General features: G+C 41.4%; 23 protein-coding genes and 1 tRNA gene. 23 read left to right on the top strand and 1 reads right to left on the bottom strand.

Translation table 11 applies throughout. The annotated features are described in order from the left end of the window. Positions 1–9 precede the first annotated feature (9 nt). The 7 genes from mnmG (at position 10) to MFF31_RS07895 (ending at position 7,300) form a co-directional block, all read left to right on the top strand. Positions 10–1,896 carry a tRNA uridine-5-carboxymethylaminomethyl(34) synthesis enzyme MnmG gene (gene mnmG, locus MFF31_RS07865; protein WP_238187486.1) on the top strand — a complete coding sequence of 629 codons (1,887 nt, stop codon included), beginning with the start codon at positions 10–12 and terminating at the stop codon, positions 1,894–1,896. 3 nt (positions 1,897–1,899) lie between these two features. Continuing rightward, a complete protein-coding gene (gene rsmG, locus MFF31_RS07870; protein ID WP_238187487.1) occupies positions 1,900–2,622 on the top strand; it encodes a 16S rRNA (guanine(527)-N(7))-methyltransferase RsmG in 723 nt (240 codons plus the stop codon). A gap of 365 nt (positions 2,623–2,987) precedes the next feature. Further along, a complete protein-coding gene (noc, locus tag MFF31_RS07875) occupies positions 2,988–3,806 on the top strand; it encodes a nucleoid occlusion protein (RefSeq protein WP_238187488.1) in 819 nt (272 codons plus the stop codon). A 110-nt stretch (positions 3,807–3,916) separates the two neighbouring features. After that, positions 3,917–4,690, top strand: a complete 774-nt coding sequence (locus MFF31_RS07880) for a ParA family protein (RefSeq protein ID WP_238187489.1) — start codon at positions 3,917–3,919, stop codon at positions 4,688–4,690. Next, positions 4,671–5,522 (top strand): ParB/RepB/Spo0J family partition protein, encoded by an 852-nt coding sequence (locus MFF31_RS07885; RefSeq protein ID WP_238187490.1) that lies wholly within the window; start codon positions 4,671–4,673, stop codon positions 5,520–5,522. Before MFF31_RS07880 ends, MFF31_RS07885 begins: the two co-directional genes overlap by 20 nt. Positions 5,523–5,628: 106 nt before the next feature. Next, positions 5,629–6,801 (top strand): aminotransferase class V-fold PLP-dependent enzyme, encoded by a 1,173-nt coding sequence (locus MFF31_RS07890; RefSeq protein ID WP_238187491.1) that lies wholly within the window; start codon positions 5,629–5,631, stop codon positions 6,799–6,801. Positions 6,802–6,817: 16 nt separating this feature from the next. Beyond that, positions 6,818–7,300, top strand: coding sequence for a DUF4446 family protein (locus MFF31_RS07895; protein WP_238187492.1), 483 nt, complete (start codon positions 6,818–6,820; stop codon positions 7,298–7,300). Positions 7,301–7,327: 27 nt separating this feature from the next. On the opposite strand, the gene yyaC is transcribed toward MFF31_RS07895, so the two are convergent. Continuing rightward, positions 7,328–7,936 (bottom strand): spore protease YyaC, encoded by a 609-nt coding sequence (yyaC, locus tag MFF31_RS07900; RefSeq protein ID WP_238187493.1) that lies wholly within the window; start codon positions 7,934–7,936, stop codon positions 7,328–7,330. Between the two features lie 106 nt (positions 7,937–8,042). Between yyaC and MFF31_RS07905 the strand changes: the two genes are divergently transcribed. The 16 genes from MFF31_RS07905 (at position 8,043) to MFF31_RS07980 (ending at position 23,575) form a co-directional block, all read left to right on the top strand. After that, positions 8,043–8,294 (top strand): putative Se/S carrier protein, encoded by a 252-nt coding sequence (locus MFF31_RS07905; RefSeq protein WP_238187494.1) that lies wholly within the window; start codon positions 8,043–8,045, stop codon positions 8,292–8,294. Between the two features lie 24 nt (positions 8,295–8,318). Beyond that, positions 8,319–9,173 (top strand): mechanosensitive ion channel family protein, encoded by an 855-nt coding sequence (locus MFF31_RS07910; RefSeq protein WP_238187495.1) that lies wholly within the window; start codon positions 8,319–8,321, stop codon positions 9,171–9,173. A gap of 3 nt (positions 9,174–9,176) precedes the next feature. Then, on the top strand, positions 9,177–9,392 hold the full coding sequence (locus MFF31_RS07915; protein WP_238187496.1) for a DUF951 domain-containing protein: 216 nt from the start codon (positions 9,177–9,179) through the stop codon (positions 9,390–9,392). A 216-nt stretch (positions 9,393–9,608) separates the two neighbouring features. Next, a complete protein-coding gene (locus MFF31_RS07920; RefSeq protein ID WP_238187063.1) occupies positions 9,609–11,168 on the top strand; it encodes an IS1182 family transposase in 1,560 nt (519 codons plus the stop codon). Positions 11,169–11,644: 476 nt separating this feature from the next. Next, positions 11,645–11,986, top strand: a complete 342-nt coding sequence (locus tag MFF31_RS07925) for a zinc ribbon domain-containing protein YjdM (protein WP_238187497.1) — start codon at positions 11,645–11,647, stop codon at positions 11,984–11,986. 263 nt (positions 11,987–12,249) lie between these two features. After that, positions 12,250–14,556 (top strand): MMPL family transporter, encoded by a 2,307-nt coding sequence (locus MFF31_RS07930; protein WP_238187498.1) that lies wholly within the window; start codon positions 12,250–12,252, stop codon positions 14,554–14,556. Positions 14,557–14,584: 28 nt separating this feature from the next. Further along, positions 14,585–16,063 carry a sensor histidine kinase gene (locus tag MFF31_RS07935; protein ID WP_238187499.1) on the top strand — a complete coding sequence of 493 codons (1,479 nt, stop codon included), beginning with the start codon at positions 14,585–14,587 and terminating at the stop codon, positions 16,061–16,063. A 32-nt stretch (positions 16,064–16,095) separates the two neighbouring features. Beyond that, positions 16,096–16,788: a response regulator transcription factor gene (locus tag MFF31_RS07940; protein ID WP_238187500.1), complete on the top strand. Its 693-nt coding sequence runs from the start codon at positions 16,096–16,098 to the stop codon at positions 16,786–16,788. A 221-nt stretch (positions 16,789–17,009) separates the two neighbouring features. Then, positions 17,010–17,100 (top strand) — tRNA-Ser (locus MFF31_RS07945). 325 nt (positions 17,101–17,425) lie between these two features. Beyond that, on the top strand, positions 17,426–18,274 hold the full coding sequence (locus tag MFF31_RS07950; protein ID WP_238187501.1) for an STM4015 family protein: 849 nt from the start codon (positions 17,426–17,428) through the stop codon (positions 18,272–18,274). 2 nt (positions 18,275–18,276) lie between these two features. Further along, complete coding sequence (locus MFF31_RS07955; protein ID WP_238187502.1) at positions 18,277–19,515, top strand: STM4014 family protein; 1,239 nt, start codon at positions 18,277–18,279, stop codon at positions 19,513–19,515. Further along, on the top strand, positions 19,512–20,297 hold the full coding sequence (locus tag MFF31_RS07960; protein ID WP_238187503.1) for an STM4013/SEN3800 family hydrolase: 786 nt from the start codon (positions 19,512–19,514) through the stop codon (positions 20,295–20,297). The genes MFF31_RS07955 and MFF31_RS07960 overlap by 4 nt, the downstream gene beginning before the upstream one ends. Positions 20,298–20,335: 38 nt before the next feature. Beyond that, the gene (locus MFF31_RS07965; RefSeq protein WP_238187504.1) at positions 20,336–21,712 is read left to right on the top strand and encodes an STM4012 family radical SAM protein; all 1,377 of its coding nucleotides are present in this window, start codon (positions 20,336–20,338) and stop codon (positions 21,710–21,712) included. Beyond that, the gene (locus MFF31_RS07970; RefSeq protein ID WP_238187505.1) at positions 21,709–22,569 is read left to right on the top strand and encodes an STM4011 family radical SAM protein; all 861 of its coding nucleotides are present in this window, start codon (positions 21,709–21,711) and stop codon (positions 22,567–22,569) included. Before MFF31_RS07965 ends, MFF31_RS07970 begins: the two co-directional genes overlap by 4 nt. Positions 22,570–22,590: 21 nt before the next feature. Then, positions 22,591–23,121, top strand: a complete 531-nt coding sequence (gene cysC, locus MFF31_RS07975; protein ID WP_238187506.1) for an adenylyl-sulfate kinase — start codon at positions 22,591–22,593, stop codon at positions 23,119–23,121. Between the two features lie 100 nt (positions 23,122–23,221). After that, positions 23,222–23,575, top strand: a complete 354-nt coding sequence (locus tag MFF31_RS07980; RefSeq protein WP_238187507.1) for a DUF805 domain-containing protein — start codon at positions 23,222–23,224, stop codon at positions 23,573–23,575. Positions 23,576–23,711 lie beyond the last annotated feature (136 nt).

The following is a 23,711-nucleotide window of genomic DNA, read 5'->3' on the forward strand; positions in this document are numbered from 1 at the left end:
GGGTTAGCAATGGGATATTTGGCTGGTGAATATGATGTTATCGTTATTGGTGCTGGACATGCTGGATGTGAATCAGCGCTTGCTTCGGCTAGAATGGGCTGCGAGACGCTACTGTTGACTATTAACTTGGATATGGTCGCATTTATGCCTTGTAATCCGTCTATTGGTGGTCCTGCTAAAGGTCATGTCGTTCGTGAGATTGATGCACTCGGCGGTGAAATGGGACGGAATATTGATAAAACATTTATACAAATGCGTATGTTGAACACGGGTAAAGGACCTGCGGTACATGCTCTTCGTGCGCAAGCCGATAAGTTTGAGTACCAACATCTGATGAAGAAAACAATTGAGGAAACAGAACATTTAACGCTAAAACAAGGTATGGTAGAAGAACTTATCGTTGAAGACGGCAAATGTGTCGGTATCGTAACTAAATCCGGTGCAGAATATCGTGCAAAAGCAACTGTTATTACGACTGGCACGTACTTGCGCGGCAAGATCATAATGGGTGAGCTCATATATGAGAGCGGTCCTAACAATCAGCAGCCTTCTATTAGGTTGTCAGAGAGTCTGAGGGAGAATGGTCTAGAACTCGTTAGGTTCAAAACTGGAACGCCTCCTCGCGTGCATAAGGACTCAATAGACTTCTCCAAAACTGAAATACAGCCAGGTGATGAGAAGCCTAAATTCTTTTCGTATGAGACAGAATCTTCGGATAACGAACAACTACCATGTTGGCTGACATATACGTCGGAAAAAACGCATCAAATTATTAATGATAATCTTCACCGTGCGCCAATGTTTTCTGGTGCAATTGAAGGAACGGGCCCACGTTATTGTCCGTCCATTGAAGATAAAATCGTTCGTTTTGCAGATAAACCAAAACATCAAATTTTCTTGGAGCCAGAAGGCAAACATACTTCTGAATATTACGTACAAGGTTTATCCACAAGTATGCCAGAAGATGTTCAACTGGGAATCTTACGTTCTATCCCAGGTTTGGAAAAAGTTGAGATGATGCGTACTGGTTATGCCATTGAATATGATGCTGTAAAACCAACACAATTGTGGCCTTCACTTGAGACAAAGGTGATTGATAGTTTATTCACAGCTGGACAAATTAATGGAACGTCCGGTTATGAGGAAGCTGCAGGGCAAGGTGTTATAGCAGGAATTAATGCTGCTCGCAAAGTGCAGGGGAAAGAGCCAGTTATTATTGGTAGAGCAGAAGGTTATATCGGCGTAATGATTGATGACCTAGTAACAAAGGGAACAAATGATCCTTATCGACTACTAACATCCCGTGCTGAGTATCGTCTATTGCTGCGTCATGATAATGCAGATTTAAGGCTTACACCTACGGGTTATGAAATTGGTTTGATTACAGAAGAAAGATACAATAAGTTTCTAAAAAAGAAAGAACTTGTTGAGCAAGAAGTTATACGTCTTCAAAACACAAGAATAAAGCCAGAAGATGTATCAGAAATGTTGGAGGCAGCTGGATCTACTCAACTTACGCAAGGTGGAGATATTTTATCGCTGCTTCGCAGACCAGAGGTTACTTATGCTCATCTAGAGATGGTATCTCCTTCTCCTTATGAATTAACGGATGATATGAAGGAGCAAGTAGAAATTCAAATTAAATACGCTGGTTATATCGATAAACAATTGCTGCAAGTTGAACGTCTGAACAAAATGGAGAAAAAACGCATACCTGATGACATTGACTATGATGAAGTGAAGAGTCTTGCTAATGAAGCGAAGCAGAAGCTTAGTGTCATTAGACCTCTTTCAATTGGTCAAGCAACACGTATTGCTGGTGTTACTCCAGCTGACATTTCAATTCTTCTTGTGCATTTGGAACATTATAATCGTGTTAGGGCGGCTAGAGGATAACTTATGGATATGACGACAAAATGGTTTGTAGAAAAATTACAGGAGAAAGAGATTTCTCTTTCTCCTGGCCAACTTCAACAATTCGAGACTTATTTCGAGATGCTTGTTGATTGGAATGAACGAATGAATTTAACTGGTATAACAGAGCGAGATGCTGTGTACGAAAAACATTTTTATGATTCTATCTCGCTTGCCTTCTTTACTGATATGAGTAAAGTGAAAAGACTTGCTGATATTGGTTCAGGAGCGGGTTTCCCCAGTATTCCGCTAAAAATTTGTTTCCCTCATCTTCAAATATTAATTGTTGATTCCTTAAATAAACGTATACAGTTTTTGAATGCTTTGACGAAGCAATTAGGTTTATCTGATGTACAGTGTGTACATGGTCGTGCAGAAGATGTTGCACGTATGTCTGAACATCGTGATAGTTATCATCTTGTTACGGCAAGAGCAGTTGCAAGATTAAATGTGCTAAATGAGTTTTGTTTACCATTTGTCCGTAAAGAGGGTTTTTTTGCAGCAATGAAGGGTACACAGTCTGATGATGAGGTTAATGAAGCAGCTTATAGTCTACGTCAGTTGAAGGGACGTATTAAAGCGCAGCATATGCTTCATTTACCTAATGAACAGTCAGAGCGACACATTATATTAGTAGAAAAGTTTGAAGGTACTCCAAAGAAGTATCCAAGAAAAGCAGGAACACCAATTAAACAACCATTAGTGTAGTTCATCTTTGTTTCACGTGAAACAATAATGAATAAATAATGTACTCATTTGCAGTAGCATTTCCTCTGTCAAGCAGGAGATTAATCGAAGCAAGTCGAATTAAATGATAAATGCAAGAAAATATGAGTATCTTCTATACTAAACTTATATTTTATCGTGATGCGAGCTTCAAAGTTGCTCTTAACTAGATTCGCTAACGCTTGTCTGATGGAATTTCCTCTCAGGGATGAGCTGGTCTTTCTTTTCGAAAGAAGTCTAAGCTGACAGATGTTGTAGCGAATTATGACCGTGAGGAATTGCGATGAACGCACATGGTCTTCAGCAAAGCTTTAGATTTATCACATGATCGGGTGGTAGTAATCGATATGAAAGAACAAATTTCTCGTTTGTTCGGTTTATCCGAACAGCGCACGCCGCAAGAAGAAGTACGTCAAATACCTCTGCAAGACATCGATACGAGTCCTTTTCAACCTCGTACTGTGTTTGATGATGATCGAATCGATGAGCTATGTCAGACAATCAAGACGCATGGTGTTATTCAGCCTATCGTCGTTCGAGTGCGCAATAATAGATATGAGATTATAGCTGGGGAACGTCGCTTTAGAGCTGTTACTAAGCTTGGATACGATACGATCCCGGCAATTGTTCGTGAATTCAATGATTCACAAACAGCTTCTATTGCTTTGATAGAAAATCTGCAGCGTGAAAACTTAACCGCAGTAGAAGAAGCGGTAGCCTATCAAAAGTTGATAGAGTTACATCAGCTTACTCAAGAAAGCTTGGCACAACGTCTCGGAAAGAGCCAATCGACTATTGCCAATAAGCTTCGCTTGCTCATGTTGCCTGAGTCTATTAAGATATCTTTAATGGAAAGAAAGATAACAGAGAGGCATGCTAGGGCATTATTGTCTCTTGATACAGAAGAACTCCAGTTAAAAGTGCTAGAAGAGATCATAACTAAAGAACTCAATGTGAAACAAACGGAAATTCGTATTGCTTTTTTGAAAGAATCTACAAAAATTAAAAAAGCAAAAAGAGTTTCTTTTACAAAGGACGTTCGCTTGGCCCTGAATACAATTAGACAATCTATTGAAATGGTATCAGGTTCTGGTTTACAAATTAAGACAAATGAAAAGGATCATGAGGATCATTATGAAATCGTGATTCAAATTCCTAAAAGATAGCATAGATTCGACTTTGTTTTACTGTAATTTCTATATCGACTATTGTGCCGCCTTCACAGAAGGCGGCGATGCCATTTGTACAAAAGTTTTACACATGAGGTGAGTTTGAATTGTCGAAGATAATTGCTATTGCCAACCAGAAGGGCGGTGTCGGTAAGACGACAACGTCTGTGAATCTAGCTGCTTGTCTTGCTTCCTTAGGTAAAAAAGTGCTGTTGGTTGATATAGACCCACAAGGTAATACAACTAGTGGTCTAGGGATTAACAAAGCTGACGTATCTAATTGTATTTATAATGTGCTTATTGACGAAGTACATCCAAATGATGCAATGGTGGAAACGAGTGTACCAGGACTTAAAATAATACCAGCTACTATACAACTGGCTGGTGCTGAAATCGAATTAGTACCTACTATTTCTAGAGAACAACGTTTGAAAAAAGCGCTTCATATGGTAAAGAACCAATTCGATTATGTGCTAATCGATTGCCCACCTTCATTGGGGATATTAACGATCAATTCCTTAACTGCTGCAGATTCTGTTCTTATTCCTATTCAATGTGAATATTATGCCCTTGAAGGATTAAGTCAATTATTGAATACAGTAAGGCTTGTCCAAAAGCATCTCAATACGACATTGCAAATAGAAGGTGTTCTTCTTACGATGCTGGATGCAAGAACCAATCTAGGTATTCAAGTTATCGAAGAAGTGAAGAAATATTTCCAGCAAAAAGTGTATCAAACGATTATTCCACGAAACGTTCGCTTAAGCGAAGCACCGTCACATGGTCAAGCAATTATCACATATGATCCAAAGTCCAAAGGTGCAGAGGTTTATCTTGAACTTGCGAAGGAAGTGATCATGTATGAGCAAGCGGCTAGGTAGAGGGTTAGACGCATTAATTCCATCCCTCTCGGTTAATGATGACGATAAGGTTGTTGATATTCCACTTACACAGTTAAGGCCAAATCCATATCAGCCCCGTAAAACATTTGATGAGGACTCGATCAAGGAATTGGCGGAATCTATAAAACAACATGGTGTCATTCAACCTATTATCGTCAGGACTGTTTTAAAAGGCTATGAAATTATTGCAGGAGAAAGACGTTTCCGTGCATCTCAGTATTGCGGCAATATGTCGGTTCCTGCAGTTGTAAGATCGTTCTCCGATCAGCAGGTTATGGAGATTGCGTTAATAGAAAATTTGCAACGTGAGGATCTTAATGCTTTGGAAGTTGCAATTGCTTACCAAGCACTGATGGACAAATTTAAGTTGACGCAAGAAGAGTTAAGTTTAAAGGTTGGTAAGTCCCGTTCACATATTGCTAACTTCGTAAGGTTGTTAAGCCTTCCACCTGAAATTAAAGATTATGTTTCACGTGGAACAATATCTATGGGCCATGCAAGAGCACTAGCAGGTGTGAAGGATGCAGAGGTGCAGAGGGAACTGGCCAATATGGCTGTAACACTTGAATGGAGTGTTCGTGAGCTAGAGGACTCAATACAAAAGTTGGATACAAAAGGTACGGGTCAACAAAAACAACAAAAGCAAAAGAAAAAAGATCCTTATATTGACCACTTGGAAGAAACATTAAGAGAACGTTTCAAGACAACGGTGAAAATCAAGCAACAAAAAGATAAGGGTAAAATCGAACTGCAATATTACAATAAACAAGACTTGGAGCGGTTGTTGGAATTGCTGCAAAAGCTTGCTTAAAATAGTTTGAAACGAATGGCATATCAAAGTTGTAATCTTTCTGATGAAGGATTAAACTAAGATATGCCATTGTTGTTTGATGCCAGTGGAGGGGAGATAGCCAAAAATGAGTACAAAAGCGCAACAATTCATTTACCTTGATCATGCGGCAACATCTTGGCCGAAACCGCAAATAGTGACCGAAGCGGTTATAAATGCGATGCTCAATGATGGAGCAAACCCAGGCAGAGGAAGCCATGCTATGGCTGTTAGAGCGAGCCGCATATTATTTGATACTCGTAAGCATCTAGCCAAACTATTTAATATTAAAAACCCTAATGATATAGCATTTACTTCCAATACAACAATGTCGTTAAACATGGCGATAAAAGGATGGCTGAAACCAGGAGATCATGTTATCTCGACTATGATCGAACATAATTCGGTTAGAAGACCACTTTATTGTTTGGAACAAAGCATAGGAATAGAAGTTACCTACATTGAATCAGACGAGCAGGGAAATGTAAGTGTGGAAGCGATAGAAAATGCGATTAAGTCTAATACGACTTTGATTATAGTTAACCATAGCTCGAATTTACTCGGAACAATTCTTCCGGTGGCTGAAATTGGTGAAGCAGCACAAAGACATGGAGTTAAATTGCTTGTAGATGCGGCACAGAGTGCGGGGATCATTCCTGTAGATGTGCAGGCAATGGGAATTCATATGTTGGCTTTCCCTGGTCATAAAGGATTATTAGGGCCACAAGGGACTGGAGGGTTATATATAGCTCCTGAACTTGAATTAGAACCGCTGTTGCATGGAGGGACTGGCAGTCAATCAGAAACACCTCACCAGCCCCTTGTAAGACCGGATAGGTACGAAGCAGGTACTCAGAACACATCGGGCTTAGCAGGGCTTCAGGCGGGCGTTAAATTCGTTCTTAATGAGACAGTTGAAAAGATTCAAGCGAAAGAATGGGCATTAGCTCAACGATTGATGGTGGGTCTATCAGAGATTGCCAATGTACATATTCTTGGTCCGAAGATAGGAGAGCCGAGAACTGGCATTGTAGCTTTCGTTGTAGATGGAGTTGATCCATCAGAGCTATCCTTCATATTGGATCAACATTACAACATTGCTGTGCGAGCAGGTTTCCATTGCACGCCATTAGCGCATACTAGTGCAGGAACAATAGAGACAGGTGCGGTACGTGCAAGCGTGGGGATTTTCACAACGCAAGAGGAAGTTGATTCATTAATGTTAGCTATAAAAGAAATTTCGCAGCAATATAGTCAATAGGGGATGAGATTAAGGCATGGAAGAATGGTACTTAGAGCCCTTTAATGTGGTAGCAATAATTATGGCAGTGTTAGTAATCGTTTTGTTGATTAGAATGTCCGTAATCGGTCGCAGATTAAAAAAGTTAAGAAAGCAATATGTAGATGTCATGGGAGATACAGGAGTTACCAATATTGAAGAGGTTGTCATCTCGCTGAAAAATGATCTAGAGTCACAACGATTGCAGACTGAACAATTGCAACAACAAATGGCAACGATGCAAGCAACGTTGCCTAAGATGAAGAGTAAAATCGGGATCCATCGCTATAATGCGTTCTCTGATGGAGGTAGTGAGTTAAGTTTCTCGCTGGCTATCGTAAATGATGAGAAGGACGGCGCAGTATTTTCTGGACTTCATAATAGAGAAAGCACATATGTTTATGCCAAGCCGGTGGTGAAGGGGGATTCCCCTTACCCACTGACGCCAGAGGAACGGAAGTCAATAGAAGAGGCAAAGTAATCATTAATGGGGTTTAGATGTGTGCAGTTAACTATGATCAGAGGCTGCAGTTTGATCTCTTGCTGTTGAGGAAATATGAATATGATTGGCAATCGCAGTGAATAAGCTTGTTGCGATAATTTCAGATAATCGCATAACAAGATGGAGTCTCGTATTTTGCAATACGAAGTATTCCATAAATCCTCCAACGTTAACGATACCAGTAACATGAATATCACCAACTGGAGGAAGATCTTTGTTGACACCAGCTCCGGGCCGTACAGGACCTTCGCCAACTTGAATGCAACCAACGCTAGAGACTTGACCTAAACAAGCGTCGATACCGATGATGAAAGGTTTAATATGTTTATGGTTAATAGCAATAAGTGTATCCTCAAGGTTCATTGCATGCACAGGTTCCTCTAATGTGCCGTATAGGTGGAAGTGAGAGCTTCTATACTTTAGTAAAGAAGTACCTGTCAAAGGACCAAGTGCATCACCTGTAGAACGATCAGTACCGATACAAACGACAACAATTGGTCGATTGCTAGGTACATCCTTCATAAAGTCAGTTAATCGATTAACAAGCAATCCAATAATGTTAGTGGTTGTGTAAGGCATTTTAAATGGAACATCTTTTATAAATGGTAGTTTCATATAATCCCTCCCAAATGCGCTTATATAATACTAGTATATGGATGGGACAACCATTTTATACGTTGATGCATATTAAAAAAGAGGGACAAACTAGTAGGAGGTTGTCATGCTCATCGCATTTGACTCAACACAACAGGCTCTTCGAGCGGAAATGCTGCTGGAATACGCAGAAGTGGAAATAGACATATGCCCGACGCCAAAAGAAATAACAGCAGGTTGTGCGTTGTCCATTCATTTCCCCGAAGATGATTTGACAACCGTTCAAGACGTTATCGAGCAAGAAAACGTAGAAATTAGAGGCATTTTTAAAGCAGTTGAACAAGGCTATGAACAGCTAGAGTTAGATAAACAAAAATGATGGTGCTGATGGAGATGAACTGCTATGAATCAAATCATTAATGGCACATTGGATTGGATCAAAGATCCAGAAACGTGGCAGAGCTTCGGAGGCTCGGCACTAAGAATAGTAGCTATATTTCTGATCGGAAGATTCGTAATCTGGATTGTACATAAATCAGTGGATAGATTCGTCATTAATCGTGCAAGCAAGCAATCACCAAGTCATGCTAGACGAATGACGACTGTTGGCAAACTGATGAAAAACGTAATCTCCTATATTTTTTATTTTATTGTTATTATGATTTTATTATCTGAGGTAGGTATTGATCTCGGGCCACTTCTTGCAGGAGCAGGGGTAGCTGGCATAGCGATCGGATTTGGCGCTCAGAGCTTAGTGAAGGATATATTAACGGGCTTCTTTATTATTTTGGAAGATCAATTTGCGGTTGGCGATGTTATTCAAACAGGACAATTCAAAGGTACGGTAGAGGTTATTGGTCTACGAACGACGAAGATTCAGAGCTGGACCGGAGAAATTCATATTATTCCAAACGGAATGATTAATGAAGTAACTAATTTCTCCATTAACAATACGTTGGCAGTTGTGGATGTTCTCATCGCTTATGAAGCAGATGTTGACAAAGCAATGACCATTATCCGGGAAACAGTAAAACAACTTAAGCATGAGCATCTGGTAAAAGAACCAGAGGTGTTAGGTGTTCAGTTGGTCGCTGCTTTAGCAGTAACCATTCGTGTTATTGCGGAATGTAACCCTAATATGCACACTTTTGTTGCAAGATATTTGAATAAAGAAGTAAAAGATGCACTTGATCAACATGGTATTGAAATACCTTATCCAAAGATGGTTACCTACCAACGTTCGTATGAGGAGGTATAAAGGATGGAACGGAAGCAGTTCGAACTAGGCGATATTGTACAGATGAAGAAGCAGCATCCATGTGGAACAAACGAAATGGAAATCATTCGAATGGGAATGGATATACGTATCAAATGTGTAGGATGTAAGCATAGTGTCCTAATACCACGAGTAAAGTTTGAGAAAAATATGAAAAAGGTACTCAGATCTAATCCCAATACCGAACGGTCGCCGGAATAATAAAAAGAACAGTTAGGATGTTAAAAATATCTTACCGGTAGTCCTAGATAATTGCAGCAGGAAATTATAAACTTTAGTGCTCGACATAGAAGGGGCTGTCCCAAAAGGTCATAAAGTGACCTGAGGGACAGCTTTTTTTGTTCTGAATAAACAAAAAGAAATCGCTTTTTGGTAAAATGGAGGTACCACCCAACCATTCCAAAAGGAGCGATTTCTTTGTACATTCAATATACCATGGACCAACTTACCCTGCCAATGGATTTGGAGGATGACATTCCTCAAAATCACCTCGTGCGTATTGTAAATGCCGCTGTGAACCGACTTAGCGACAGGATCTTTGCCTCCGCATACCCTGGTGGCGGCCGAGATAGCTACCACCCCAAAATGCTCACCAAAGTTATTGTTTATGCCTACACCCAGCGGATCTACTCGTCTCGACAAATCGCTAAAGCGGTCCGTGAAAACGTCATGTTTATGTGGATTGCAGGCAGACAACAGCCGGACTTTCGCACCATCAACCGTTTCCGTTCTGAACGTATGAAGACGGTGCTCGAGACCGTCTTCACCGCCGTTCTACAATTTCTGGCTGAGGAGAAATACGTGCGGCTTGAACATTACTTTGTCGACGGAACCAAGATTGAAGCTAACGCCAATCGCTATACGTTTGTCTGGGGCAAAGCGGTGGTGAAACAGAAGGCGAGGCTGCAGGAGAAAGTCCAGACTTTGTTCGCTACCATTGAAGAATCTGAGCGTCAGGAAGAGCAAGAACATCACGGATGGGATCTTCCTGAACTCGGCGAGTCCACACAGATCACCAGCGAAAAGCTGGAAGAGGCTGTAAAGCAGCTAGAGGAGCAACTACAAGAGAAACCTAAGGACAAGCCATTGAAAAAAACAGTTCGGGCAATCCGCAAAGACCTCCTCCCCCGCTTGCAAAAATACGAAGTACAGCAGGAGATTCTCGGAGATCGTAATAGCTTCAGCAAGACCGATACCGACGCTACTTTCATGCGAATGAAAGAAGATCACATGCGTAATGGCCAGCTCAAACCTGGCTACAATGTACAGATCGGAACGGAAAACCAGTTCATTATCGGCTACAGTTTGCACCAGCGCCCGACAGACACACGTTGCCTCAAGCCCCACTTAGAGAAGGTAAAAGCAACTCTGGGAAATATACCGAAAACAGTTATCGCGGACGCAGGATACGGCGGGGAAGAAAATTACGCTTACTTGGAAAACGAACAACTAGAAACAGTGGTGAAGTACAGCACATACCACAAGGAAAAATCGAAGAAGTGGAAGCAAGATATCAGTAAGTTGGATAACTGGCAGTATGACGAAGCCGAAGACATATGGACGTGCGCTGCTGGGCGTAACCTACTATTTCGCTATGAAAGTAAGGAAACGACAGAAAGCGGATATGAGTTACGGAAGCGCCACTACCGAAGCGAAAACTGCGAAGGCTGTCCGCTCAAAGAGGCTTGTACAAAAGCCAAAGGAAACCGAGAAATCAGCGTGAGCCTGAAGTATCTGCGTTACAAGAAACAAATACGCGAGAAACTCAAGAGCGAGGAAGGGTATGCGCTGTCGGTTCGAAGAATGATCGAACCGGAAAGCGTATTTGGACAACTGAAAAACAACCGGGGATTCCGGCGTTTTCTGCTTCGAGGCCTGCCGAAAGTAAGCCTTGAGGTCGGGTGGCTTTCGCTCGCCCACAATCTGCTCAAGAAGGCGGCAATAGACCAAAAGCCAGAAATGGCGGTGCAGGGATAACCTCCCTAGCACCGCCATTTCCTTATTTTCTCCCATTTTTCATCATGCGAGCTGTTTCATGAAGTAAGTATTTATACTTTTGAGACAGCTCCATTTTTTTGCATAAATACATACACAAAGAAATGATAGGTGTGTTATTGGATAATAAGTGGGGGTATATCGACAAAAATGGGAAGAGTCATTGATATAAAATATGATGAAGTTAGCAATTTTTCAGGAGGAGCAGCATGGACGGTTGGGGTTAATGAATAAAGGGGGAAATATGCTTACCTCATTTAACTATTTTGAAATGTAGTATCCAAAATCATTTCAATAAACATCCCATTAGAAAACATGGCTCAATCGTTACCGCAAGAGCAGCTAGAAATGAGTAAAATTTGTACAAGGTGAATAAACATGATAAAATTTTAGAGATGATTAATAAGTGATAGTCGATGATGATAGAGTAACTAACTACGAATGGAGGACATGACATCATGTCTACTATACCTCATTGTCCGAGCTGCAGCTCACAATATACTTATGAAGATAGAGGCTTGTTTATTTGCCCGGAATGTAGTCACGAGTGGTCTCAGGAAGCAGCAGAGGACAACCAAGATACTGTTAAGGTAGTGAAGGATTCTAACGGGAACGTATTGAACGATGGTGATTCTGTTACTGTCATTAAGGATCTAAAGGTAAAGGGCAGCTCACTAGTTGTCAAAATAGGTACAAAAGTAAAAAGTATACGTTTAGTGGAAGGCGATCATGATATTGATTGCAAAATAGATGGTTTTGGTGCAATGAAGTTGAAGTCTGAGTTTGTGAAAAAAATATAATTGCAATAGAAAGCAAAGCCCGCATCTTGATGACAAGAAGCGGGCTTTTTTCTGTGGAGATTCAGTGCAAAAAGGAAAATTGAGCACGACATAGTCAACCGTCACTAGTAGTTGTACTTAGTGGGCAAGAAGGTTTATTTAAGTTTCTTTCAAAGTTTATCCTTTTTTTATAATTACTTTAGAGGAATTCTATAAGATTAATATAAAATTTGGAAGATTAAGTGGTGTGGAAGAGACGGAAATTAGAACTAGGAGGCGTAGTATTGAAAAAGACGTTAGAGGGCTGGGGCAGAATTGTTGCCAAGTTGAAATGGGTTTTGGTTGTATTATGGATAGCGCTTGCTGTGTTTGCAAGCTCGTATTCTTCTCAATTGAAACCGCTGCTTACAGGCGGAGGCTGGGGCGTCCCTGATGCTGGATCTTATGAAGCTTATGAAAAAATGGCGGCTCGTTTTGAGGCAAGAAGTGAAACGTCAATGACTTTGGTCGTAAAGGACCCGAACAATAAAGTAGGAACAGATACATACAACAACAATCTTAAAGCGATTTCGGATTATTTACTTTCAAAAAAGGGAATTGAATCCGTATATACATGGTTGGATGCGCCAGAACAGTCTAAGGAACAATTTACAGGAGAAGGAGACCATGTGACGCTTGCATTCGTTGATATGAATATTAACGAGGGGTTTGCCCAAAAGGAGCTTCCACTTATCCAGCAGGAATTGACAGAAGAGGCGAAGCGGTTAAACATGGAGGCTATTGTGCTCGGTACACCTGCACTTTGGGGTGAAGTAAATACACGTAGCCAAGAGGGATTAAATAAAGCACATCTATATGCCATTCCAATTATTCTTTTGGTGCTCGTTATTGTATTCCGTTCTTTGGTATCAGTAGTAACACCACTTTTGTTAGCCGGAACCTCAATTGTCATTGCAATGGCTACACTTTCTTTTATTGCAAAAGAAACGGAATTGTCGGTATTTATTCTCGATTCTATAATGATGATTGGGATTGGCGTTGGTATAGACTTTGCGCTCATCTTTGTAGCTAGGTTTCGAGAAGAACTGGCTCTCCGAGTGAAAAACAAAGAAAATATTATTTTAGCCTTGTCCAAAACGATGCATACGGCGGGGCACGCTATTTTGTTCTCTAGTTTGACCATCATAGGTGCGATGTCCGCAATTCTGTTTGTTGAGATTGCAGCAGTACGTTCCATGGCGCTAGGTGTTATCGTCGTTGTCTTTTTCTTAATGTTGACGAGTTTGAGCCTGTTACCTGCTGTTCTAGCTATTCTTGGTCATAAGGTGAATGCTTTACGCGTTCCTTTTATGTCGAAGAAAGAGAAAAAAACATGGTATTCTCTTGCACATCATGTGATGCGCAGACCCGTTCTTTATCTGGTTGGATCAGTAGTCGTGCTTGGTGCAATGGCATGGCCAGCTTTACAGCTTCAGACATCGGCGTCAGATGTTAGAATGCTTCCAGAGGAGTCTGTTGTACGTGGCGGAGTAGAACTTGTGCAGGAAGAGTTCGGTTTAGGTTATTCCTCCCCAATTCGAGTTGTTGTTGAATCGAACAATGGCGGTAGTCTAACGGATACAGAAGTACAAAAGCAATTAAATACGTTTACTGAACAGATTACACAATTGGACAATGTAGAATCTGTATCGTCTTATCTGTCGTTCTTCGAAGGACAACAACCTGAAGTCGTTCAAGGAGCTTTAGGAGAAGGACGCAGCAATTTGCCTGTCCAAGTACAAACCTTAGTAGATAGGTTCATTAGCAGAGATATTCAAATCATTGTTATTGATGTTATATCTAATCAATACTCTTCAAGTGAGGGTAGCAAGCAGTTGGTCAAGCAGCTTCGGGACACTACGATTCCTGCTGTATTTGGTCAAACAAATACACTGAACATAGTTGTTGGTGGGGAGACGGCTGAAGGGCTTGATGTAAGCAACTCCTTGAGAGCGAGCTTGATACAGGTAACGATATTTACGCTTATTCTCATCTTTGTTGTTCTGCTCTTTACGTTCCGCAGTATATTAATTCCACTGAAAGCGATCGTCCTCAATTTACTGTCTCTAGGAGCGACATATGGCATACTGGTTATGGTATTCCAATGGGGAGGCGGTTCGGAAATATTCGGTTTTGGTGAGTTCGGAAACATTCAAAACTTTATACCGATTTTGCTGCTTGGTTTACTATTCAGCTTGAGTACAGATTATGAAGTGTTTCTGTTAACTCGTGTTAAAGAAGAGTATGACCGCACTGGAGATAACGAAGAAAGTGTTGCGGTAGGATTGAGTAAAACTGCACCGATGATTTCAGGGGCAGCCATTATTATGATCGGCGTATTCGGTTCCGTCGCTTTTGCTGGAATTTTGCCTATGCAACAACTTGGTCTTGGTATGGCTGTAGCGATATTGTTGGATGCGACTATTGTGAGGCTGTTCCTCGTACCGGCTACGATGAAGCTTCTTGGAAAGTGGAACTGGTGGTTCCCATTTCAGTCCAAAAACAATGTTTCAAAATCGAATGCAGCTGCTATTAAAGCGGTGAAGTTATAATAATTTGAGCTCACAAGGAGGTTAATGGATGTCCATACGTTTAAGGCTGCTAATCTCTTATGCTCTTATGATCGTTGTACCTTTAGTTCTACTGTTTGCTTTTATGCACATTATCTATCATTTGTGTGTAGGCGAGGCGAATGATATTAAGAAGTACTATAACGCGGAGAATCGTACACTGGAGCAATTTCTGCAAGATGAGGTTGTTACATTCGCCAAGCTTCAGTTGGATGTGATGAACAATCCAGATCGGTTGCTGGAGTCAGGTGTGCTTGAAAGCTATGATGAGAAGTTCTCTAAACGACAAACAGGTCTGTTGCTGGTAAAGGATGGTCAAATCCTATATCGCTCTGCTATCATTGATAGTGAAGATGCTGCGAAAATATCTGGGTATGAGACAGAGAACAGCCTTCGTTATAATTATACGGAACGCTCGTTATATATTAATGACAAGTGGATGATAAGTCTCAGCTTCCCTGTACACTATAAGGACGACACAAAAGCAAATCTCTATGTCGTTATTGATACCAATCCGATTAGTAATTTCTTCAATACACTATTGCCGGTATTAATTATTGTATTTATTATTACCTTTATTGCGGTCAATATAGCGATTACGTATTGGATGTCCTGTCATTTACTTGTTCCAATTAGGAAGCTAAAGGAAGCAGCAAAGCAAGTGAAAGATGGTAATCTGGAGTTTTCCCCTACTATTAAACGTAAAGATGAACTCGGTGAGCTTGGTGAGGCATTTGACGAGATGAGATTACGTTTGAAGGAGTCCATAGAGGGTCAATTAAAAGATGAGGACAATCGTAAGCAATTAATAACAAACATTTCTCATGACTTGCGTACGCCTATTACTACTATTAAAGGATATGTTAATGGCATTAAAGATGGTGTAGCCAATAATCCTGAGAAACTAGTTGATTATATGAATACCATTTTGGAAAAAACATCAGATTTGGATCATATGATTGAGGAATTATTCCTTTACTCCAAGCTTGATGCGGATAGTGTACCATTCACATATACGGAAGTGGATCTTGATTCGTATTTGAAAGAATATGTGGAAACTAATTCTAATGAGCTTGAGAGCTTATCTATTCAGCTGAACTATAGATATCTGCTAGATAAGAAGGTGAAGGTTGCAGCGGATCGAGAAAAGTTGAAACGAGTTATAACAAATGTCGTTCATAATAGTATAGCCAGTGTGCATGGTTCGGATAAACAAATTATGATTGAAGTAACTCACGGAAACAATACAGGAATTGCACAAATCTCCATAAAAGACAATGGTGTGGGTATCGAGGAAAAGGATTTACCTCATGTATTTGAGCGATTTTATCGTGCCGACGCCTCGCGAAACAGAACGAGTGGAGGCAGCGGCCTAGGACTTGCCATTGCAAAACAGATTATTGAAGCGCATGGGGGTACAATCTCTATTCGTAGTGAAGCTGGAGTTGGAACAACGGTCTATTTTACCCTTCGAATCATCAATCCATAGGAGAGGTATAATAGATAACTTGGAGGAATGAGATGAAGCGGGTTCTGATTATTGAGGATGAGCCCAGCATTGCCAAGCTTCAAAAAGATTATTTGGAGATTAATGGCTTTGCTGTAGATATAGAATTCCGAGGCGATTCAGGCCTTCAACGAGCATTGAAGTTACAATATGATCTCATTATTCTTGATTTGATGCTGCCAGGCATGGATGGCTTTGAAATTTGTCGTAACATCCGCGATAAGAAGGATACACCTATACTAATCGTTTCTGCCAGGAAAGAAGATGTTGATATTATGCGAGGACTTGGTCTTGGGGCAGACGATTATTTGACCAAGCCATTTAATCCTAGTGAACTCATCGCAAGGGTAAAAGCTCATCTATCAAGATATGAACGACTTGTAGGAAAACGAGTGCCAAAGAATGAGCGCATTGCTATAAGGGGATTGATCATTGATAAAGCTTCCCGTAGAGTATACATTAATGAAGAACAAGAAGTCGTTCTTACTTCGAAAGAGTTTGATCTACTTGCTTATCTCGCCAGCAACCCAGATCGGGTGATGACGAAGGATATGCTTTTTGATCAAATATGGGGGATGGATTCTACGGGTGACAATGCCACTGTAACGGTTCATATTGGGAAGGTGAGAGACAAGATTGAGTTTGACTCGGCTAGCCCACAATATATCGAAACCATTTGGGGTGTTGGATATCGGTTTAGGGCTTAACCTATTTTGAATCATCAGGAGCGTTTATTGTTAATTCATAGGGACCAGATAAGTCTGTTAAGAAATACTAGTATAAAAAGAGATCCGATGAGCTTGTATTAGTGTAATTAGGTTTAAAAGTTAGTAAAATAAAGCGATTACATGCTTACTTATTACTGTAAAAGTGATGTTGCGTTCTCTATGCACAATATGATACAATCAGTTTTGTGTCACAAGGTCGCGGAGAGGTACCCAAGAGGCCCAAGGGGGCTGACTCGAAATCAGCTAGGCGGGTCAAACCGTGCGTGGGTTCGAATCCCACCTTCTCCGCCATATCATATAATTTTCAAACCCTTCTACGTCAATGTAGAAGGGTTTTTTGGTTTAGTTTTGGTTTACGCTAAGTGGCTACTTACTGATTACCTTCTAGTCCACAACAATCTTTTCAAATATTCCTCTAATTCAAACCATTATCGAGCCCGTCAATACAGTTATTTGTGAACGTTATTTGTACCCCCATTTATTTATATAGTAAACTCAGGCAGGAAACAGTTTGTTTCGTTGTATACATTCCCCAACTATGGTACATTATCGGTATTATTTTGTGGTTATCATTTATTCAAGCCAAATGATTAAATAACGATTGGGAGGAATTATAATGTCAGAGGTTAAAATATCAGTAGAATATGAGCAGTATGAGGCTGATGTAAAGATTACGGATTTGATTACAGAACTTGCAAATAGTGAAGCAAGCGCGACTTTAGAGAGTCTTATTATTGGTGATTGGGGTGGAGCTTACGAGCATGACTCTAGTGAAGCTGTTGAAGCACTTGTTCGTCTAAATGCTAGCTTCCCAAAGCTTCGTAAACTATTTATAGGTGATATGTCTTATGAAGAATGCGAAGTGTCATGGATTAATCAATCCAACCTCGCTCCGTTGCTCGCGGCTTATCCTGAGTTAACCTCTCTTACGATCAAGGGCAGTACTGGACTTGCTTTAGATCCCGCAGCTCATGAGAAGTTAGAAGAGTTAACCATTATTTGTGGTGGGCTAGGTAAAGAAGTTCTTGCTAGTATTCAAAATGGTAGTTTCCCGCTATTGAAGAAACTTGAGCTATATTTGGGTGTTGAAAATTATGGATTCGATGGGGAACTAGCTGATGTTCTTCCGCTAATCGAACCTGGCAAATTCCCTGAGCTGGTCTACTTAGGACTCAAGGACAGTGAGATTCAAGATGAGATTGCGATCGCTGTTGCTGAAGCACCGATACTAGATCAGTTGCATACGCTTGATTTGTCCCTAGGTACCTTAACAGATAAAGGAGCAGAGGCACTAATCAATAGTAGTAGAGTTAAAGGTCTGAAGAGTTTGGATTTAAGCTATCATTATATGTCTGACGAAATGATGAAGCGCTGGCAGCAAACGGGGCTGAATGTTGATATTAGTGAGCAGCAACAAAACGATGATGATGATGAGGATTATCGCTATCCGTCATTAACGGAATAAAAATGAACGAGATGATCTTAATTGGCAATGCGGGTAATCGCAGAACAACGGGGCTTCAGTCTGCAAGACTGAAGCTTGGGCTGCCACCGGCATTGGAGCTCAATTACATCGATGTATTACAGGGTAACATCTCATTAACCTCATTTGTTGAAGCGCATAGATCTAGGATGGACAATCCGCCAATCCTTCGTCTAGATGCGCCAGGCGAGCACTTTGAGGTAGAACGTGCACTAATTGCTCTTGGTGCACCTGATGCGCCCCACTGTAAGGATGATGGGTTGCCAGAATACAATGATGAGCACCGGCAGCCCATATCGATGAAGAATGCATTCGCTATGAAGGAGCAAGAAGGGCAGCTCTATCATCCTTCACAGTGGTTTCGAGGGTATCGACGACTATTGGCGCAGTTGACGCGTGAAGCAAAAAGTTTATGGCGCGAACCACATTGGATCAATGCACCTGAGGATATTGCCGTTATGTTCGATAAGCGCTCAACACATGATGTGTTATCAAAAGCAGGTATACCAGTACCGAGGCGCCTCGGGGAACCTGAGATCATTACTGATTATGAGATGCTGCGTGAGCATATGGAGTCGCGTAAAATGCCGCGTATATTCCTTAAACTGGCCTCAGGTTCAGGAGCATGTGGAGTAATGGCCTATCAGATTAATCCTCGAACGGGGGCAGAACTGGCTATTACGACTATTGGTGTTGAAAATTATATGGCAAGACCGCCAATGTACTATAATGTGAAGCGTCTTCAGAGGTATTCGGACAAAACAACCATTCGTCAAATCGTGAATTGGGTACTTCGTCATGGCGCACATGCGGAGCAGTGGGTGGCGAAGACTACTTTTCGAGATCGGGCGTTTGATGTAAGGCAATTAGTTGTTAATGGAGAAGCATGTCATAGTATCGCGAGAGTAAGCTCGACGCCGATTACTAATCTTCATTTGCAAAGTAAAAGAATGAGTTTGGAGGATGTGGGGCTTTCTGATTCCACACAAGCAGATATAAGGTACTGTGCAGAGCAAGTTTTGCAAGTATTCCCCCATTCTAATATAGCTGGAATAGACATTGCTATCAGTGCGGGAGCGGGGCATCCATATGTGCTGGATGTGAACCCTTTTGGCGATTTGCTTTATGAAGTTAACCATCAGGGCTGCAGCACGTATGAGTGGGAAATGATGCAACTTATTGCGGAACAGGGAGCTAGCGGCAAGAAGGAGAATATACAATGATTGATATGAATCAAATTGTCGGAAGTCATGATATTCTTATGATTACATTAGACACTTTACGGTATGATGTAGCCCTTCTGGAAGAGGGAAATTGTCCAAATTTGTGCGGCAGCGGATCTTGGGAGAAACGGCATTCACCAGGCAGTTTCACGTATGCGGCTCACCATGCTTTTTTCGGCGGGTTTCTGCCAACACCGGCGACAACGAATAAATCGGAGCATGTCCGCCTATTTCACTCTAAGAATACGGGTCTGAGAACACACCCAAACACGTGGTTATTTGACACTCCTGATATGGTATCTGGACTGAAACAGGAAGGTTATCGAACGATTTGTATTGGCGGTGTTATTTTTTTTAGCAAAAAGGTTCCTTTAGCGAAGGTGCTTCCCGGCTACTTTCAAGAAAGTTATTGGAGAATGACCTTTGGCGTGACAAACCCGCGTTCAACCGAGCATCAAGTAAACCATGCCATTAAGCTGCTGGACGGGGCAGAAGCCGGCGAGCGATTATTTTTATTTATGAATGTATCCGCTATTCATGGACCCAACCATTACTTCGTGCCAGGCGCCAAAAGGGATTCCATAGAAACACAACGGGCTGCACTGCGATATGTCGATGGTGAGCTAGGAAGGTTGTTTCAGACTATGAGGGAGCGGGAGCGCCATGTATTCTGTATGGTATTTTCAGATCATGGTACCGCATATGGCGAGGATGGTTATGAAGGTCATCGACTAGCACATGAGGTTGTTTGGAATGTGCCTTATCGGCATTTTATATTATAAAGCGTATAGAAGAAATTACGGAAAGGATGAGTAGGCAGATGAATAGTGTAAATTCCTCCTATTCCGTTAGCAGGATTGAAGATGAGGCAGCACTTCGCAAGTGGAAGGAAGCGTTAATTTCGGAGCCATATCGCTCCTATTTATATTCTTATCCTCACAAAATGTCCTATCGAACATTAGAAAACAGTCTGCCGCTAGCTGATTTGTGGAGTAAAGAAACGGTGGATACGTTTTTTCTATATATGCACATACCATTTTGCAGTGCACGTTGCGGCTTTTGCAACCTATTTACACTTCCGGATAAACGATCACATGTACATGAGCAATATGTTGATGCATTGGAACGGCAAGCGAAGCAATGGGCTCCATTCGTAAGCGGGAAGCCTATAGCTAGATTTGCCATTGGTGGAGGAACGCCAACACTGCTTCAAGCGGGTCAATTAGATCGTTTATTTCGCATTGCGGAAGAGACGATGGGAATGGTACCCGGTCAAGCCTCCATATCTGTTGAAACTTCCCCAGAGACCGTAACAACAGAGCGTATGCTCGTGTTGAAAGATAGGGGCGTGGACCGCGTCAGTATGGGTATTCAAAGCTTTGTAGAGGCGGAAGCAAATGCGATCTATCGTCCTCAGAAACCGCTTGAAGTGGAGCGGGCACTTGAGCAATTAAAGCTTCATGAATTCCCTATTCTCAATTTGGATTTAATCTATGGCCTGCCTGGTCAGACAATTAAATCTTGGTTATATTCATTGGATCGTGCCTTATCGTACCATCCAGAGGAAATATTTTTATATCCGCTTTATACACGAGATCACACAATTGTAAAGCCGGAACATATGAGAGAAATCGGCATCGATAATCGGTTGGAATTGTATATTGCAGCGCGAGATCGTCTTATTGCTCATGGTTATGTTCAGTCTTCCATGAGAAGGTTCGCAAGACCAGAGGTGAGTTTAGCCAAGAAGTTGCTTCCTTATAGCTGCCAGGAGGAAGGGATGCTTGGGCTTGGTTGCGGTGCTCGTTCTTATACAGGAGATGTACATTATGCAACACGTTATGGAGTAAGTCGAAGTGCTACTGAAAGTATTATTGCGGATTATGTTGCTGCATCTGATCACACAACAACAGATTACGGATTTATTTTAAACAAGGATGAGCGACAGCGGCGATTTATTTTGAAGGCAATCTTGCATGCTGAGGGGCTCCAGCTCAGTTCATATGTGGAACGTTTCGGTACAAGCCCACTAGATGATCAGCCTGATTTGAACAAGCTGCTACTAACTGACCTGGCAGTAATGGAGTCTGGTGTATTGAGGCTCACAGCAGAAGGGCTAGCTTACTCAGATTCGATAGGAGATTGGTTTATTTCACCCGAAGTGCGAAGTCTAATGGAAAGTTTCGTACTGGCATGAAGGCGAAGATCTATTTCCGCGGGAGTCTAACCTCTTGCAATTATGATTGTCCGTATTGTCCCTTTAGCAAAAATAGAGATAGTGCAGAGACGTTAGCTAAGGATCGTGCCCAAATAGAAGCCTTTGTAGAGTGGGTAAGGGAACAAGGGGAAATCGGGGAACATTCATTATCCGTATTCTTCAATCCCTATGGTGAGGGGCTTACGCATCGGTGGTACCGTACGGCAATGACGGAGTTATCGCATATGAAGCATGTAAAAAAAGTAGCGATTCAGACAAATCTATCTGGAAGATTAGATTGGACATCGGAGTTGAATAGGGATAAAGCTGCTTTCTGGGTCACTTATCATCCTGGGCAAGTATCAGAGGAAAAATTTCTGCAACAATGCAATAAGTTATATGAGCAGGGTATAGCGTTTAGTGTAGGATCTGTAGGTTTGATTCGTGCATTCGAGCCTTTATTATCACTGCGCGAAGCTCTTCCTAAAGATGTTTATATGTGGGTGAATGCGTACAAAGACAGGGCCAATTATTATTCCGCAGCTGACATTGCATTGCTGCAAAGTATTGACCCTCACTTTCATATTAATGCAGTGGACTATGATAGCAGAGGGAAATCATGTGATGCAGGATATAACGTCTTTTACGTTCAGGGAGATGGACGGGTTAAACGCTGTTATAAGGATCGACAAGTCATTGGAAATCTATATCGGGATGGATTGGACGCTTTGTCCAAGCGTCGCCCATGCCGCATGAATTGTTGTGATTGTTACATCGGCTACATTCACATGCCAGAGCTCAAGCTTGAAAATGTGTACGGGGACCATCTGCTCGAACGAATTGCAGTTACACGGTAACGTAGAAGGGATCGGTGATCATTGTTGCAACAAGGACAGACGATATGGTTAACAGGCTTACCGAGTTCAGGGAAAACGACAACGGCATTGGCACTAACAGCTGCGTTGCGGGCTAACGGTCAAACCGTGGAATGCTTGGATGGTGATGAGTTGCGACGAGCAATCGGCAAGGATCTTGGATTTAGTAGGGAAGACCGCATGGAGAACATTCGAAGGGCGGTCTATCTATGCCAATTGTTAAACCGAAATGGGGTAACAACAATTGTTGCAATGATAGCGCCTTATACAGAGATGCGCGAATATGCAAGAGCTAATCTTAAGCAGTATGTAGAAGTATTTGTACAATGTCCGTTAGAAGAATGTATACGCCGTGATGTGAAAGGCTTGTATAAGCTTGCTGTCGCTGGTGAGATACCTTCCTTTACCGGGATATCAGATGTGTATGAACAACCAGAGAGCCCTGAGATAACGATACGAACTGATTTATCAGACATAGAAATTAATGTGGCGAATATAATGAAGGAAATATCCATTAGTCCAATAGAGGTTTAAACAATATATTATGGAAATTTTAAAAAATTAACGAATAATTAAAGCATCCTTCTATATAATGGTCAATGGTTTTATTTCTCATTATATAGGAGGGATTTCATTGTCGTGGTATACGGAGGTACTTAAGCAATACGCAACGTTTACAGGTAGAGCGAGGCGCAAGGAATATTGGATGTTCGTCTTGTTTAATGCAATTATCGGTCTTTTGTTATATTCACTTACGTTTATAAGCGAAACGCTACTGTTTGTCTATGCCATCTATTTGCTCGCAGTGCTTGTCCCGTCCTTAGCAGTAATTGTGCGGAGGCTACATGACACAAACCGTAGTGGATGGTGGTTCTTTATCTCATTTGTACCACTTGTAGGTGGAATTATATTGATAGTGTTTATGATCATTGAAGGTGATAAAGGGACAAATCAGTATGGAGAAGATCCAAAACTTAATTCCAATTAAGTCTGATTTCCATGGATACATTATAAAGGCGATCTCATGTGGGAGAGCCCTGCAAAATGAACACAGTATCTGTGAAATGAAGCCCAGTGCCTTTGGTAGGACTTAAAGTAATCGAATACTTCCTTTAGAAGCGGTC

Origin of the sequence: Paenibacillus sp. L3-i20 (genome assembly GCF_022180385.2) — a bacterium.
Classification (GTDB): Bacteria; Bacillota; Bacilli; order Paenibacillales; family Paenibacillaceae; genus Pristimantibacillus.